This is a genomic window from Mycobacterium montefiorense (genome assembly GCF_003112775.1).
GTDB lineage: Bacteria > Actinomycetota > Actinomycetes > Mycobacteriales > Mycobacteriaceae > Mycobacterium > Mycobacterium montefiorense.
This window is the reverse complement of record NZ_BFCH01000018.1, coordinates 422,548-436,590: the sequence shown is the minus strand read 5'-3', so window position 1 is coordinate 436,590 and position 14,043 is coordinate 422,548. Positions and strand designations below refer to the sequence as shown.

General features: G+C 67.0%; 15 protein-coding genes. 3 read left to right on the top strand and 12 right to left on the bottom strand.

All coding sequences use genetic code 11. The features are described 5' to 3' along the window. Positions 1 to 19 precede the first annotated feature (19 nt). The 3 genes from trpC to DB708_RS14630 form a co-directional block, all read right to left on the bottom strand. Positions 20 to 838 (bottom strand): indole-3-glycerol phosphate synthase TrpC, encoded by an 819-nt coding sequence (gene trpC, locus DB708_RS14640; protein ID WP_108922931.1) that lies wholly within the window; start codon positions 836 to 838, stop codon positions 20 to 22. A 103-nt stretch (positions 839 to 941) separates the two neighbouring features. After that, complete coding sequence (locus DB708_RS14635) at positions 942 to 1,610, bottom strand: TIGR02234 family membrane protein (protein WP_108922929.1); 669 nt, start codon at positions 1,608 to 1,610, stop codon at positions 942 to 944. Next, complete coding sequence (locus DB708_RS14630) at positions 1,603 to 3,141, bottom strand: anthranilate synthase component I (protein ID WP_108924252.1); 1,539 nt, start codon at positions 3,139 to 3,141, stop codon at positions 1,603 to 1,605. Before DB708_RS14630 ends, DB708_RS14635 begins: the two co-directional genes overlap by 8 nt. Positions 3,142 to 3,238: 97 nt before the next feature. Here DB708_RS14630 and DB708_RS14625 point away from each other — a divergent pair, with 97 nt between their 5' ends. Then, a complete protein-coding gene (locus DB708_RS14625; protein ID WP_108922927.1) occupies positions 3,239 to 3,703 on the top strand; it encodes a peroxiredoxin in 465 nt (154 codons plus the stop codon). A gap of 20 nt (positions 3,704 to 3,723) precedes the next feature. Here DB708_RS14625 and DB708_RS14620 read toward each other — a convergent pair whose 3' ends face one another. Then, positions 3,724 to 4,815: a calcium:cation antiporter gene (locus tag DB708_RS14620; RefSeq protein ID WP_108922925.1), complete on the bottom strand. Its 1,092-nt coding sequence runs from the start codon at positions 4,813 to 4,815 to the stop codon at positions 3,724 to 3,726. A gap of 109 nt (positions 4,816 to 4,924) precedes the next feature. On the opposite strand from DB708_RS14620, the gene DB708_RS14615 reads away from it, so the two are divergent. Continuing rightward, on the top strand, positions 4,925 to 6,424 hold the full coding sequence (locus tag DB708_RS14615) for a serine/threonine-protein kinase (RefSeq protein WP_108922923.1): 1,500 nt from the start codon (positions 4,925 to 4,927) through the stop codon (positions 6,422 to 6,424). A gap of 158 nt (positions 6,425 to 6,582) precedes the next feature. Further along, positions 6,583 to 7,668 (top strand): FAD-dependent oxidoreductase, encoded by a 1,086-nt coding sequence (locus DB708_RS14610; RefSeq protein ID WP_108922921.1) that lies wholly within the window; start codon positions 6,583 to 6,585, stop codon positions 7,666 to 7,668. Between the two features lie 4 nt (positions 7,669 to 7,672). On the opposite strand, the gene hisI is transcribed toward DB708_RS14610, so the two are convergent. From hisI to hisD, 8 genes are read right to left on the bottom strand one after another with little or no spacing between them, the layout of a single operon-like run. After that, positions 7,673 to 8,026, bottom strand: a complete 354-nt coding sequence (gene hisI / locus DB708_RS14605; RefSeq protein ID WP_108922919.1) for a phosphoribosyl-AMP cyclohydrolase — start codon at positions 8,024 to 8,026, stop codon at positions 7,673 to 7,675. Then, positions 8,023 to 8,808 carry an imidazole glycerol phosphate synthase subunit HisF gene (gene hisF / locus DB708_RS14600; protein ID WP_108922917.1) on the bottom strand — a complete coding sequence of 262 codons (786 nt, stop codon included), beginning with the start codon at positions 8,806 to 8,808 and terminating at the stop codon, positions 8,023 to 8,025. The genes hisI and hisF overlap by 4 nt, the downstream gene beginning before the upstream one ends. Position 8,809: 1 nt before the next feature. Next, positions 8,810 to 9,610 (bottom strand): inositol monophosphatase family protein, encoded by an 801-nt coding sequence (locus tag DB708_RS14595; protein ID WP_108922915.1) that lies wholly within the window; start codon positions 9,608 to 9,610, stop codon positions 8,810 to 8,812. A gap of 4 nt (positions 9,611 to 9,614) precedes the next feature. Further along, on the bottom strand, positions 9,615 to 10,349 hold the full coding sequence (priA, locus tag DB708_RS14590) for a bifunctional 1-(5-phosphoribosyl)-5-((5-phosphoribosylamino)methylideneamino)imidazole-4-carboxamide isomerase/phosphoribosylanthranilate isomerase PriA (RefSeq protein WP_108922913.1): 735 nt from the start codon (positions 10,347 to 10,349) through the stop codon (positions 9,615 to 9,617). Then, positions 10,350 to 10,970 (bottom strand): imidazole glycerol phosphate synthase subunit HisH, encoded by a 621-nt coding sequence (hisH, locus tag DB708_RS14585; RefSeq protein WP_108922911.1) that lies wholly within the window; start codon positions 10,968 to 10,970, stop codon positions 10,350 to 10,352. Then, a complete protein-coding gene (gene hisB / locus DB708_RS14580; protein ID WP_108922909.1) occupies positions 10,967 to 11,587 on the bottom strand; it encodes an imidazoleglycerol-phosphate dehydratase HisB in 621 nt (206 codons plus the stop codon). The genes hisH and hisB overlap by 4 nt, the downstream gene beginning before the upstream one ends. After that, on the bottom strand, positions 11,584 to 12,729 hold the full coding sequence (locus DB708_RS14575; RefSeq protein WP_108922907.1) for a histidinol-phosphate transaminase: 1,146 nt from the start codon (positions 12,727 to 12,729) through the stop codon (positions 11,584 to 11,586). The genes hisB and DB708_RS14575 overlap by 4 nt, the downstream gene beginning before the upstream one ends. Continuing rightward, positions 12,726 to 14,042, bottom strand: coding sequence for a histidinol dehydrogenase (gene hisD / locus DB708_RS14570; RefSeq protein ID WP_108924249.1), 1,317 nt, complete (start codon positions 14,040 to 14,042; stop codon positions 12,726 to 12,728). Before hisD ends, DB708_RS14575 begins: the two co-directional genes overlap by 4 nt. Between the last annotated feature and the right edge of the window lies 1 nt (position 14,043).

Below are 14,043 nucleotides of genomic sequence, written 5' to 3'. Positions count from 1 at the left end.
CGCAGGGTCTCTTGAGTAACTAACGAGCCGGTTTCGGACAGGACGGATGGGTGCCCGCGGTCACCAGATCGGCCACGGCGGCGCGAGGGTCACCGCTCTTGACCAAACCCTCACCGACCAGGACGGCGTCGGCGCCGGCACCCGCGTAGGCCAACAGGTCTGCGGTGCCACGAACGCCGGACTCGGCGATCCTGATCACGTTGCTGGGCAACCCGGGAGCGATGCGTGCGAAGCAATCCCTGTCTACGTCGAGCGTCGCGAGATCACGGGCATTGACCCCGATCACGTTGGCACCGGCCTTCAGCGCCCGGTCGGCCTCTTGCTCGGTGTGAACCTCGACAAGGGCTGTCATGCCAAGTGATTCGGTACGGTCGAGCATCGCCGCCAGCGCCGACTGCTCCAAGGCGGCGACGATGAGTAACAGCATGTCGGCGCCGTGCGCACGCGCCTCGTGGATCTGATAAGGCTGCACCACAAAGTCTTTGCGCAAAACCGGAATCGACACGGCGGCCCGCACCGCATCCAGGTCGTCGAGCGAACCTTGAAAGCGCCGTTCCTCGGTTAAGACACTGATGATCCGGGCACCGCCGTTTTCGTATGCCTGCGCCAGCTTGGCCGGATCGGCAATGGGCGCCAGCGAACCCGCCGATGGACTGGCGCGCTTGACCTCGGCGATGACGCCGATCCCGGGCTCGCGCAGGGCGGCCATCACGTCGAGCGGTGGTGGCGCCGCGGCGGCTGCCGCTTTGATCTCGGGCAGGCTGACACGGGCTTCGCGCGCGGCAACATCGGCCCGGACTCCCTCGAGGATGGAGTCAAGGACTGTCGCCGGACTCATACCTGTCGTTTCCCTTCCCACATGTCACCCACGATCACCCAACCGGTTCCTAACCGATTTCGACGACGTCACTGAAGGGTAGCGACCGTCGGCTCGCGACCCGTCACCGACCCTCGGTGTCAGACTCGCGGGGCCGATCGGTCGGGTCGTGCCCCTCATCGAGCGCGTCCCAGATCATTCGCTCCGACATGTCTGGGGCCCCCGCCTGCTCCAGCATCGCCCCATCGGCGCCATTGCGTCTCGCAATCGAGCGGCGGGTCGCCGGCGCGGCGTATTTTCTTGCCCCGCCGCGTGCGGACATCGCAGACCGCATCAACAGGACGGCGGCGATCAACGTGCACGCCGCGGCGGCCACCGCGAACCCCGCGCCGGCGTAGTGCCGCTCGCTGCCCACCAGCGTCACCAGCGAAATATGGGCCAGTTCGGCTCCTCGCGCCGCCACCTCCGGCAACACCCACAGGCTGACGCCCAGATAGCCGGTAGCCAGGCTGACGACGCCCAGCAGCGCGGCAACCGAGCGCAGCGCCCAGCCGCGCACCGCGAGTGCCGCGACGGCAATGGCCAGCATCAACAGCGCGAACGGCAGCAGAGCAGTCGACCATGACGAGCCGGCCAGGATCACCTCCTTGGGCGGTCCGAGCCCGTCGAACGACCGGATGACCACCCACGGCAGGCGCGAAGCCGCCCACAGCAGGCCCGCGGCGATGACCAGCAGCAGCTGGGCGATGCCGATCGTCAGCCGGGCCCGGCGGTCCGGCGCGGCATCAGCCATTGCGGGTTGCGTATGGGGCACTGAGCGTCTGCGCGGCGGCGATCGCGTTCAGCACCGCACGCGCCTTGCTGCTTGCCTCGTTGTGCTCGTAGGGGCCGTTCGAGTCGGCCACCACCCCACCGCCTGCCTGGACGTATGCGGTGCCATTGCGCATCAGTGCGGTGCGAATGGCGATCGCGAAGTCGGCGTTGCCGGCGAAGTCGAGGTAGCCGAGCACGCCGCCGTATACGCCGCGGCGCGTCTTCTCCACCTCTTCGATCAGCTCCATGGCCCGCACCTTGGGCGCGCCGGACAGCGTGCCGGCCGGAAAACAGGCCGTGACCGCGTCCAGGGCGGTGCGGCCCTCGCCGAGCATGCCCGTCACGGTGGAGACCAGGTGCATGACGTGGCTGTAGCGCTCGATGTGGCTGTAATCCTCGACGCGGACGGTGCCAGGCGTGCAGACGCGGCCGAGGTCGTTGCGGCCGAGGTCGACCAACATCAGGTGCTCGGCACGTTCCTTTTCGTCGGACAGCAGCTCCTTCTCCAGCAGCTGATCTTCTTCCTCGTTCTCTCCCCGCCACCGGGTCCCGGCGATCGGATGCGTCGTTGCCCGGCCGTCGACGACGGTGACGAGGGCCTCCGGACTGGATCCGACAATCGAAAAGTCAGTTGCGCCATCACTGTTGAGCACACGCAGCAGATACATGTAGGGGCTCGGGTTGGTCACCCGCAGAATCCGGTACACGTCGATCGGGTCGACGTCGGTGTCCATCTCGAAGCGCTGCGAGGGCACCACCTGGAAGGCTTCGCCGGCCGCGATCTGGTCGACGAGGTAGTCGACGATCTTGCCGTATTCCTCGACCGTGCGCTGCGCCCGGTACTGAGGTTCGGGCTTGCTGAAGGTGGCCACCGTCGACGGCAGCGGCTGGCCCAGCGCCTCGGTCATCACGTCCAGGCGCGCGACGGCGTCGTCGTAGGCCTCATCGACGCGGTCGTCGGTGCCGTTCCAGTTCACCGCGTTGGCGATCAGCGTGATGGTGCCCTCGTGGTGGTCGACCGCCGCCACATCGGTGGCCAGCAGCATCAGCATGTCCGGCAGATGCAGGTCGTCGACGGCCATTTCCGGTAACCGTTCCAGCCGTCGCACCATGTCGTAGGCGAAAAACCCCACCAGACCACCCGACAGCGGCGGTAACCCCGGTAACGCCGCGGTGGCCAGCAGCTCGAGGGTGGCCTGCAGCGCTTCCAGCGGGTCACCGCCAGTGGGCGCATCCCGTGGAACCGCACCCAGCCAGACGGCTTCGCCGTCGCGCACGGTTAACGCCGAGGGTGCGCCGGCCCCGATGAACGACCATCGTGACCACGACCGGCCGTTCTCTGCAGACTCCAGCAAGAAAGTGCCGGGCCGGTTGGCGGCGAGCTTGCGGTATGCCGACAACGGCGTCTCGCTGTCGGCCAACACCTTCCGGGTCACCGGAACAAAGCGGTGCCCGGCCGCAAGCAGGCGAAATTCCTCCCGTGAGGTGGTGTCGGCGAGGTGTGGGTGCACTCGACCATCCTCGCAGATACGTTTGCCCAGCCCCGGCGGTCCCGCGCGCTCGCGGCCCGCAGTGGCGCGCTGAGCCGTCGGGCGTAGCCTGACGGCCATGAAAACTGGTGACACGGTGGCCGACTTCGAACTTCCTGATCAAACCGGATCGCCGCGCACGCTCAGCGCCCTGCTGGCCGACGGCCCCGTGGTCTTGTTCTTCTACCCCGCAGCAATGACACCCGGATGCACCAAGGAGGCCTGCCACTTCCGGGACCTGGCCTCCGAATTCGCCGCAGTCGGAGCCAACCGGGTCGGCATCAGCACCGATGCCGTGCAAAAGCAGGCCAAGTTCGCCGACAAGGAGAACTTCGACTACCCGCTGCTGTCGGACACCGAGGGCACGGTCGCCACCCAGTTCGGCGTCAAGCGCGGTCTGCTCGGCAAGCTGATGCCGGTCAAGCGCACGACGTTCGTCATCGACACCGATCGCACGGTGCTCGACGTGATTTCCAGCGAGTTCAGCATGGCCGCCCATGCGGACCAGGCGCTGCAGACCCTGCGGGCCCGTTCCTCGGCGTAATCGCTTGCGCTGCTTGCCGTTTACGGAATGATCGCCAAGAACACGAAGGCGGCCAACAACGCCAGGTGGACCTCACCCTGCAGCCGCGTCGCCCGGCCGGGTATCACGGTCAGCATGCTGATCACCACTGTCAACGCGAAGAGCACCAACTGGGTGGGACCCAAGCCGAGTATCAGCGGACCCTTGATCCAGATCGACGCCAGCGCAATGCCGGGAATGGTGAGCCCGATGCTGGCCATCGCCGAGCCGTAAGCCAGGTTGAGGCTGGTCTGGATGCGGCCCGCACGCGCCGCACGCGCCGCCGCGAGCGTCTCCGGCAACAGCACGAGGAGCGCGATCACGACACCGACGAACGAGTGCGGGAAGCCCGCCGCAGACACCAGTTTCTCGATGGCCGGCGACTCCTGCTCGGCCAGGCCCACCACCGCGACCAGCGCCGCCAGCAGCAGCCCCGCACTCCTCAGCGCCGCGGCATTGCTCGGCGGCTCCGCATGGCTTTCATCGTCAAAGATGCTCCGCTGACCCTTCTGCGCGATCGGCAGAAAGAAATTGCGATGCCGCACCGTTTGGGTGAAGACAAACAGCAGGTACAGCAGTAACGAGGCGACAGCAGCGAATACCAGCTGGCCGGGCGAGAACTCCTGGCCGCCACGAGTGGTGGTGAAGGTGGGCAGCACCAGGCTCAAGGTCGCCAGCGTCGTCAGCGTGGCCAGCGCCGCACCGCTGCCGTGCGGGTTGAACAACGTGACGTTATAACGATGAGAGGCCAGCAGCAGCGACAACCCGGCAATGCCGTTCGTAGTGATCATCAGGGCCGCGAACGCGGTGTCGCGGGCCAGCGTCGCCGCCTCGTTGCCACCCGACGCCATCAGCGTGATGATCAGCGCCAGCTCGATGACGGTCACCGCGGTGGCCAGCACCAGCGACCCGTACGGCTCGCCGGCCCGGTGCGCGACCACCTCCGCGTGGTGCACCGCGGCCAACACCGCACCGATGAGAATTACCGCCTCGACCACGGCGAGCGCGGGGCCGGGCACCGCGCCCCAGGTCAGTGCCAGCGTGACGAGGGCGACCAGCGGCACCACCACGTTCCAGGACATCCGTTCGCGCATCGCCCGCCATTCTCGTCGAAATCGTCCGCCGGCGCCCCGGCGCCCGGGCCGCCAAGTACTGGCCGCAAATAGCCAGCCGCCGCAATCATCGCCTCAGTAGCATGCTCACATGCCGCAAAGCGATGGGTTACCCGAAGGCGCAGCGTTCGCCGGATACACCATCGTTCGGCGGTTGGGGGCCGGGGGGATGGGCGAGGTGTATCTGGCGCAGCATCCGCGGCTGCCACGCCGCGACGCCCTGAAGATCCTGCCCGGCGAGCTCACCGGGAACCTCGAGTTTCGGCAACGTTTCAACCGCGAGGCCGACCTCGCCGCGAGCCTGTACAACGAGCACATCGTCGGCATCCACGACCGCGGAGAATACCAAGGGCAACTGTGGATTTCGATGGATTTCGTAGAGGGGACCGACGGCGCGCAGCTGCTGCGCCAGTACCCGTCCGGGATGCCGAAGGACGATGTCGTCGAGATCATCGCTGCGGTGGCCGACGCGCTGGATTATGCGCATTCGCGCGGCCTGCTGCACCGCGACGTCAAACCCGCCAACATCCTGCTCGGTGATGCCGCGCCCCGACGGCGGATCCTGCTGGCCGATTTCGGCATTGCCCGCGAACTGGGTGACATCAGCGGCCTGACAGCGACAAACATGATGATGGGCACCACTGCCTACTGCGCGCCCGAGCAGCTGCAGGGGCTGGATCTCGACGGGCGCGCCGACCAGTACGCGCTGGGATGCACCGCGTTCAACCTGTTGACCGGATCCGCCCCCTTTCACGGCTCCAACCCGGCGGTGGTCATTACCCAGCATTTGTCCGCGCCGCCGCCGCCGATCAGTGAGCGCCGACCCGAATTGGCCGAACTCGACGGCGCGCTAGCCAAAGCGCTCGCCAAGAACCCCGGCGACCGCTACCCGACGTGTACCGATTTCGCCGCGGCGCTGGGCAGCCAGCTGCATACCGCTGCGGCGGAGGTCGTCGGCCCGACACAAGCGGCCCCGATTGCCACCGAAACGATTGCGGCGCCACAATCCGTTTCGGCCGCACCGCCACCAGCACGCAGCAACCGGCGCACGGCAATCGCGGTCACGGCGATCGTCGGTGTCGCGCTGATCGGCCTTGGGGCACTCGTCGGTGTGCGGCTGCTCAGCGGCGACTCGAATCAACCTGGCAGCAGCAGCGCCGCCGCGCAATCGATTGCGCCACCAAGCGCTTCGTCGAGCCCCACGATCACGCTGTCCGGCCAAATCACCGATCAGTCCGGTGTACTCGGGCCCCTCGAGTACGACGCGGTGAACCGCGCGCTCACTAGGCTCTACGACACCCGCGGCACCCGGCTGTGGGTGGTGTACGTCAAGAGCTTCAATGGCCTCAAGCCGTTCCGGTGGGCCGAGGACACCATGCGCGCCAACAACTTCACGGATAGCGACGCGATCCTGGCCGTGGCGACCGACGAGCCGGCGTACTCCTTCCGGGTGCCGAACGCGGTGGTCATCGGCAAGCCCATCGATCTCGAAGTCATTCGCCGTGACCGTATCTCGCCAGCGGTCTTCCACCGCGAATGGCCCCGCGCGGGAATCGTTGCGGCCAACAGTTTGGACGTAGGCTCGAGCTAGTTCCGCCCTCCGCACCGTAGCGGTTTCGGCATCCCACCCGTTCGCCAGATCACATATCATCGCTACATACATATATATGTAATCTTGGTGTCGTAGCCGGCCTCGCAAGAGCAATCGCCGCCTTCCCGCGTCACGAATTCACAGGCTAGGAGACACGCATGGATCGTCTCGGCTTCCTAACGAAGGCCGCCGCAGCAGCAGGCTCGACATTCCTGTCGGCGCCGGCGGGCAGGCAGGAGCCCGACAAGCCCCATGTCTGCTTGCCCAAAGTCGAGGTCACCCCGCTGCGGGTAATCCACACCACGGCAGGCCTACGGCCATACCGCCCCGGCGGGTTCGTCGTGCGCGCCGAATCCATTGGTGCTCAGCGTTTAGTGCACAACTACGGTCATGGCGGCTCTGGGATCACGCTGTCCTGGGGTAGCTCCAAACTCGCCGTCGATCTCGGCCTACCCGGACATCACGGGCCCGTCGCGGTGATCGGGGCTGGCGTCATGGGGCTGAGCACCGCCCGCCTGGCACAGGAGGCGGGCTTTGACGTGACGGTCTACACCAAGGCGCTGCCGCCGGACACCACCTCCAACATTGCTGGCGGAAAATGGGATCCGGTCGAGCTGGTCGATGAAAAGGTCGCCACGGCGCAATGGCGCCGGCAATTCCTCGATGCCGCCGCCTACAGCTGGCGCCGATTCCAGACCCTGGTGGGCGACGACTACGGCATCCGCTGGCTGGCCAGCTTCGGCGACAGCAGCGCGGTATCGGAGCTTCTTCCCACGTTTCCACCCAACAGCCGCGTGTTGACACGAGATGAACATCCATTCCCCATCGACAAAGTCACCTACTTCGAGACGCTGTATGTCGAAACCGACCGGTACTTGCGTCAGTTGATCCGCGACCTGCAAACCGCCGGCGGGGCAATCCAAATCCGTGAGTTCGCGTCTGTCGGCGATATCGCGGCGCTCCCCGAGCAGCTGGTTTTCAACTGCACCGGTTTTGGAGCGGCCGCGCTTGTTGGTGACAGCGAATTGACGCCGATGCGCGGACAATTGGCTATCCTATTGCCACAGAAGGAAATTCGCTATTCCTACGCGTTCGATGACATTGGCTATATGATTCCCCGGCCAGACGGAATCATCTTGGGTGGCACCTACGAAAATGGCGTCCGAGATGCCACCGCACAACCAGCAGACATCAGCCGCATTCTCGATAGCCACCAGAACTTCTTCAAGAAGTTCCGCTGCTAGCCGGCTAAGCGCTACCTTCCTGCTCTAACAGCACGTCGGCGTCGAAGCAGCTGTGGTCTCCGGTGTGGCAGGCGGCGCCGAGCTGGTCGACGGTCAACAGCACGGTGTCGCCGTCGCAGTCCAGTCGCACCGAGTGCACGTGCTGGGTGTGGCCGGACGTCGCGCCCTTGATCCACTGTTGGCCACGGGATCGCGAATAGTAGGTTGCCTCGCGGGTTTCCAGGGTTCGGGCCAGCGCCTCGTCGTCCATCCAGGCGACCATCAGAACGTCACCGCTGTCGCGCTCCTGCACGATAGCGGTGAACAGTCCATCGGCATTGCGCTTCAGGCGCGCGGCGATGTTCGGGTCGAGCGTCATCGCACGGTGATCCCTTCTGCGGACATCGCCGCCTTCACCTGTCCGATCGTCAACTCGCGAAAGTGAAAGACGCTGGCCGCCAACACCGCATCCGCACCGGCGTCGACCGCAGGAGCGAAGTGGTCCACCGCTCCTGCGCCGCCGCTCGCGATCACCGGAACCGTCACCGCAGCGCGGACCGCACGCAGCATCCCCAGGTCGAATCCGGCCTTGGTGCCGTCGGCGTCCATCGAGTTGAGCAGGATCTCCCCTACCCCCAGTTCGGCGCCGCGGGCCGCCCACTGGACCGCGTCGATGCCGGTACCGCGACGGCCGCCGTGTGTGGTGACCTCCCACCCCGACGGCGTCGGCGCCGAACCGGTCGGCACCGTGCGCGCGTCGACGGACAGCACGATGCACTGCGAGCCGAATTGCCTTGACAATTCGGCGAGTAGATCGGGGCGGGCGATCGCGGCGGTGTTGACCGAGACCTTGTCCGCGCCGGCTCGCAGTAACACGTCGACGTCGGCCACCGTGCGGACTCCGCCGCCGACCGTCAGGGGAATGAAGACCTGCTCGGCGGTGTGGCGCACCACGTCCAGCATCGTCGCCCGGCCGGATGACGACGCGGTGACATCGAGAAAGGTCAGCTCATCGGCGCCTTCGGCGTCGTAGGCCGCGGCGAGTTCCACCGGATCACCGGCGTCGCGCAGGTTCTCGAAGTTGACTCCCTTGACGACCCGCCCGTCATCGACGTCCAGGCACGGAATCACCCGCACGGCAAGGTCGGTACCCGCAAACATCTCAGTAATCCTCCGGTCGGCCGGCACTGCGCACAATCTCGAGAATCTCCCCGTACGCACCCGGTGCCGCGGCCAGCACCGATCGGGACTCGGGAGTCCACGGCTGGCCGGCCAGATCGGTGACGGTGCCACCCGCGGCCCGAACATGCGCTATTCCCGCGGCGTGATCCCACACACTTCCGCCGAAAACGACTGCACCGGCCAGGATTCCGTCCGCCACGTAAACCAGGTCGATGCCGGTCGATCCGTGCATGCGCAATCGCGAGCACACCGTGCTCAGCCTCTCGAGCACCGCAACCCGATAACGTCCGGGAAAGCGGCCGCGGGACTCGGCATTGAACGTGCCGACACCGATCAGGCCGTCGGCGAGATCGCTGTGACTCAGCGACGGCCGCTCGGCACCGTTTTTCATCAGCGGGCCGTCGGCGACCGCAGTGTAGCGGTCTTCGGTAAACGGGATCCAGGTCAGGCCCGCCACGGGTTCGCCATCGTGCAGCAGGCCCAGCAGGATCGCCGCCATCGGTGACCCGGCCGCATAGTTGAAGGTGCCGTCAATCGGGTCCAGCACCCACACCCAGGGCGAATCAACAGGTGCGCCGCCGAATTCCTCGCCGTGCACGCCGATTCCAGTGGCGGCTTCCAGCGCGGCGACGACCTGCCGCTCGATCTCGAGATCGACTTGGGTGGCGAAGTCATTGCCCTTCTTCCGAACTGCCGAATCGGCGCGATGGCCCGCCACGAACGGCTCGACTGCCGCGTCGAGGATCACCGACGCCTCAGCCAGCAGCGCGTGCAGATCCATCGGTCTACGCCCGTACCGCGTCCAGTGCCTGCGGCAAGGTGAACCGCCCGGCGTAGAGCGCCTTGCCGACGATGGCTCCCTCGACGCCGCGGTCGGTCAGCGTGGCGATGGCGCGCAGGTCGTCCAGGCTCGACACACCGCCAGAGGCGATGACTGGGACGTCGGTGCGTTCGGCCACGCGGGCCAGCAGGTCGAGATTCGGACCGCCCAACGTGCCGTCCTTGGTGACATCGGTGACCACGAACCGCGAACATCCTTCGCCGTCAAGGCGTTCCAGCACGTCCCATAGGTCGCCGCCATCGGTTTCCCAACCGCGGCCGCGCAGCCGGTGCTGGCCGTCGACGATCTGGACATCCAAGCCGACGGCGACCTTATCACCGTGCTCGGTGATGGCCCGCGCGCACCACTGCGGGTTCTCCAGCGCCGCCGTGCCCAGGTTGACCCGGGCGCAGCCGGTGGCCAGTGCCGCGGCCAGGGAATCGTCGTCACGGATCCCGCCGGACAGCTCCACCGACACGTCGAGCTTGCCCACCACCTCGGCGAGCAGTTCGCGGTTGGAGCCGCGGCCGAACGCCGCGTCCAGGTCCACCAGATGGATCCAGTCGGCCCCGTCGCGCTGCCAGTTCAGTGCCGCGTCCAGCGCGGAGCCGTACTCGGTTTCGCTGCCTGCCTTGCCCTGCACCAAGCGCACGGCACGGCCTTCGACGACATCGACGGCGGGTAACAAAATCAGTGGCATTTACAGTCCCTCAACCCAGTTGCTCAATACGGCCGCACCGGCATCCCCGCTCTTCTCCGGGTGGAATTGGGTGGCGGCCAGCGGCCCGTCCTCGACCGCCGCCAAAAACGGCGCCTGATGGGTGGCCCACGTCAGCACGGCCTCCGACGAACCCTCCCACCGCTGCGCGGCGTAGGAGTGCACGAAGTAGAACCGGGCGGATGCATCCAGCCCCTTGAAAAGTCTACTGCCCGAGCCGGATTGCACGACGTTCCAGCCCATGTGCGGGATCACCGGAGCGTCCAGCCGGGTGACGGCTCCCGGCCACTGCCCGCAGCCTGTCGTCTGGACCCCGAATTCAACGCCGCGTGCGAACAGGATCTGCATGCCGACGCACACCCCCAGCACGGGGTGTCCGGCGGCCACCCGCTCGGCGATGATCTGCTCCCCCGCGATCTTGCGCAAGCCGGTCATGCAGGCCTCGAAAGCGCCGACGCCCGGAACCACCAGCCCGTCGGCGGCCGCCGCCGCACCCGCGTCGGCGGTAACTTCCACCGTCGCGCCTACCCGCTGCAGCGCGCGCTGCGCAGACCGAAGGTTACCGGAGCCGTAGTCCAGAACCACGACCGAACGTGTTGTCACAAAACACCTTTGGTGGACGGCACACCCGACACGCGGGGGTCGGGTTCGACGGCCTGGCGCAACGCGCGCGCCACGGCCTTGTACTGCGCCTCGGTGATGTGGTGCGGGTCGCGTCCGTACAGCACCCGGACATGCAGCGCGATGCGGGCATTGGCCGCCAGCGATTCGAACACGTGTCGGTTGATCACGGTGTGATAGGGCACCGAGTTTCCGGCGATTGTGGTGTGTTGCAAGTGATCCGGCTCGCCGCTGTGCACGCAGTACGGCCGGCCCGACACGTCGACAGCGGCGTGGGCCAGCGTCTCGTCCATTGGGATGAAGGCGTCCCCGAACCGGCGGATACCCGACTTGTCGCCGAGGGCCTGACCGAGCGCCTGCCCCAGCACGATCGCGGTGTCCTCGATGGTGTGGTGTCCTTCGATCTCGACATCGCCCTTGGTGTGCACTGTCAGGTCGAAGCTGGCGTGGCTGCCCAGCGCGGTCAGCATGTGATCGTAGAACGGCACACCCGTGTCGACGTGAACCTGCCCGGTGCCATCGAGGTCGAGCTCGACAACGATATCGGATTCCTTGGTGCGGCGCTCAATTCGTGCGCGGCGGGTCGCGATAGTGGTCACGGCGCTCCTACGGGACTGGGATCGGCTGGGGCCAGCTCGGGTTCGGCGATCTGGGCGCTCGCTTTGAGGAAGGCGTCGTTCTCGTCGGCCAACCCGATGGTGGTACGCAGGTAGCCGGGAATGCCGACATCCCGGATCAGCACGCCGTCGTCCAGGTAGCGCTGCCAAACGGCGGGCGCGTCGGCGAATTGGCCGAACAGCACGAAGTTCGCGTCGCTCGGGATGACCCGAAAGCCCAAGCGGGTCAGGGCCGCCGAGACCCGTTCGCGTTCGGCGATCAGGGTGGCCACGCTGCCCAGGGTGTCGTCGGCGTGCCGCAGCGCGGCCCGGGCCGCGGCCTGGGTGACCGACGACAGGTGATAGGGCAACCGGACCAACAGCATCGCGTCGATCATCGCCGGCGTGGCAACCAGGTAGCCGAGCCTGCCGCCGGCGAACGCGAATGCCTTGCTCATGGTGCGGCTGACCACGAGCCGGGTCGGATACTGCTCGACGAGCGCCACCGCGCTGGGCTGTGAAGAGAATTCGCCGTACGCCTCGTCGACGACCAGGATGCCCGGTGTCACGTCGAGTAGGCGTTGCAGGTCCGGCAGCGGAATGCTTTGTCCGGAAGGGTTGTTCGGGCTGGTGACAAACACCACGTCGGGTCTGCGGTCGATGATTGCGGCGACGGCCGCGTCGACGTCGAGGCTGAAGTCGTCGGCACGCGCGGCCGTCAGCCATTCGGTGCGGGTGCTGTCGGAGATGAGCGGGTGCATCGAGTAAGACGGGACAAACCCGATCGCGCTGCGCCCCGGCCCGCCGAACGCCTGCAGCAGCTGTTGCAGAATCTCGTTGGAACCATTGGCGGCCCAGAGGTTTTCCACACCGAGCCGAGTGCCTGTTTGCGCAGTGAGGTATGCCGCCAGATCGGTGCGCAACGCGAAGGCGTCGCGGTCGGGGTAGCGGTGCAGATCGGCGGCGGCTTCCTGCACGGAGCGAACGACGTCGTCGACCAGCGCCGCACTCGGCGGGTGCGGGTTCTCGTTGGTGTTCAACCGCACCGGAACCGCTAATTGCGGTGCGCCATAGGGCGATTTGCCGCGCAGGTCGTCACGCAGCGGCAGATCGTCGAGGGTGACCTGCCGTTCGAATGCGGTCATCGTTCGAACCTCCGCCTTACCGCTTCACCGTGTGCCGGCAGGTCTTCGGCTTTCGCAAGCGTGACCACATGACCGGAGACGTCTTTGAGGGCTGCCTCGGTGTAATCCACGACATGAATCCCGCGCAGGAAGGTCTGTACCGACAGGCCGCTGGAGTGCCGGGCGCTTCCCGCGGTGGGCAACACGTGGTTGGATCCGGCGCAGTAGTCGCCGAGGCTCACCGGCGACCACGGGCCGACGAAAATGGCTCCGGCGGATCGTATTCGGCTGGCAACGCGCGGCGCGTCCACGGTCTGAATCTCGAGGTGTTCGGCGGCGTACGCGTTGACCACCTTGACCCCGGCGTCCAGGTCGTCGACCAGGATGATCGCCGATTGCGGACCACTGAGCGCGGTCGTCACCCGGTCGCGGTGCACCGTGGTCTGCAGCTGGGCCGCGACTTCGGCGTCGGTGGCCGCAGCCAAGTCGGCGCTGGCGGTCACCAACACACTGCCGGCCATCTCGTCGTGTTCGGCTTGGCTGATCAGATCGGCGGCCACATGCACCGGGTCTGCGGTGTGGTCGGCGAGGATGGCGATCTCGGTCGGCCCGGCCTCGGCGTCGATGCCCACCAGCGAGCGGCACAGCCGCTTGGCGGCCGTGACGTAGACATTGCCGGGCCCGGTGATCAGGTCGACCGGGGCCAGTTGCGCGCCGTCGGTGTCGACGCCGCCGTAGGCCAGCAGCGCCACCGCCTGCGCGCCGCCGACGGCCCACACCTCGTCGACGCCCAGCAGCCGGGCCGCGGCCAGGATGGTCGGGTGCGGTAAGCCGTCGAATTGGGCCTGCGGCGGGCTGGTCACCACCAGCGACTCGACACCTGCGGCCTGCGCGGGCACCACGTTCATCACCACGCTGGACGGATACACCGCATTGCCACCGGGCACGTACAAGCCGACCCGCTCGACAGGGACCCATCGCTCGGTGACCGTCGCACCCGGCCCCAGCACGGTGGTGACGTCGGTGCGGCGCTGATCGGCGTGCACGGCGCGAGTTCGGTCGATCATCACCTGCAGCGCATCACGAACGTCGGCGTCCAGTCCGTCAAGCGCGTCCTGCAGCGCGGATTCGGGCACGCGTACCGCCGCGGGGCGCACGCCGTCGAACGACTCGCCGAATTCCAGGGCCGCCTCGGCTCCGCGCTCGGCGACGGCCTGCACTATCGGGCGCACTTTTGACAACACCGTCTCTACTTCGGCTCCGCCGCGCGGCAAAGCCGCGCGCAGCCGGGAAGGCGTTAGCTCCGCGTCCCGCAAGTCAATGCGGGCCAGCACG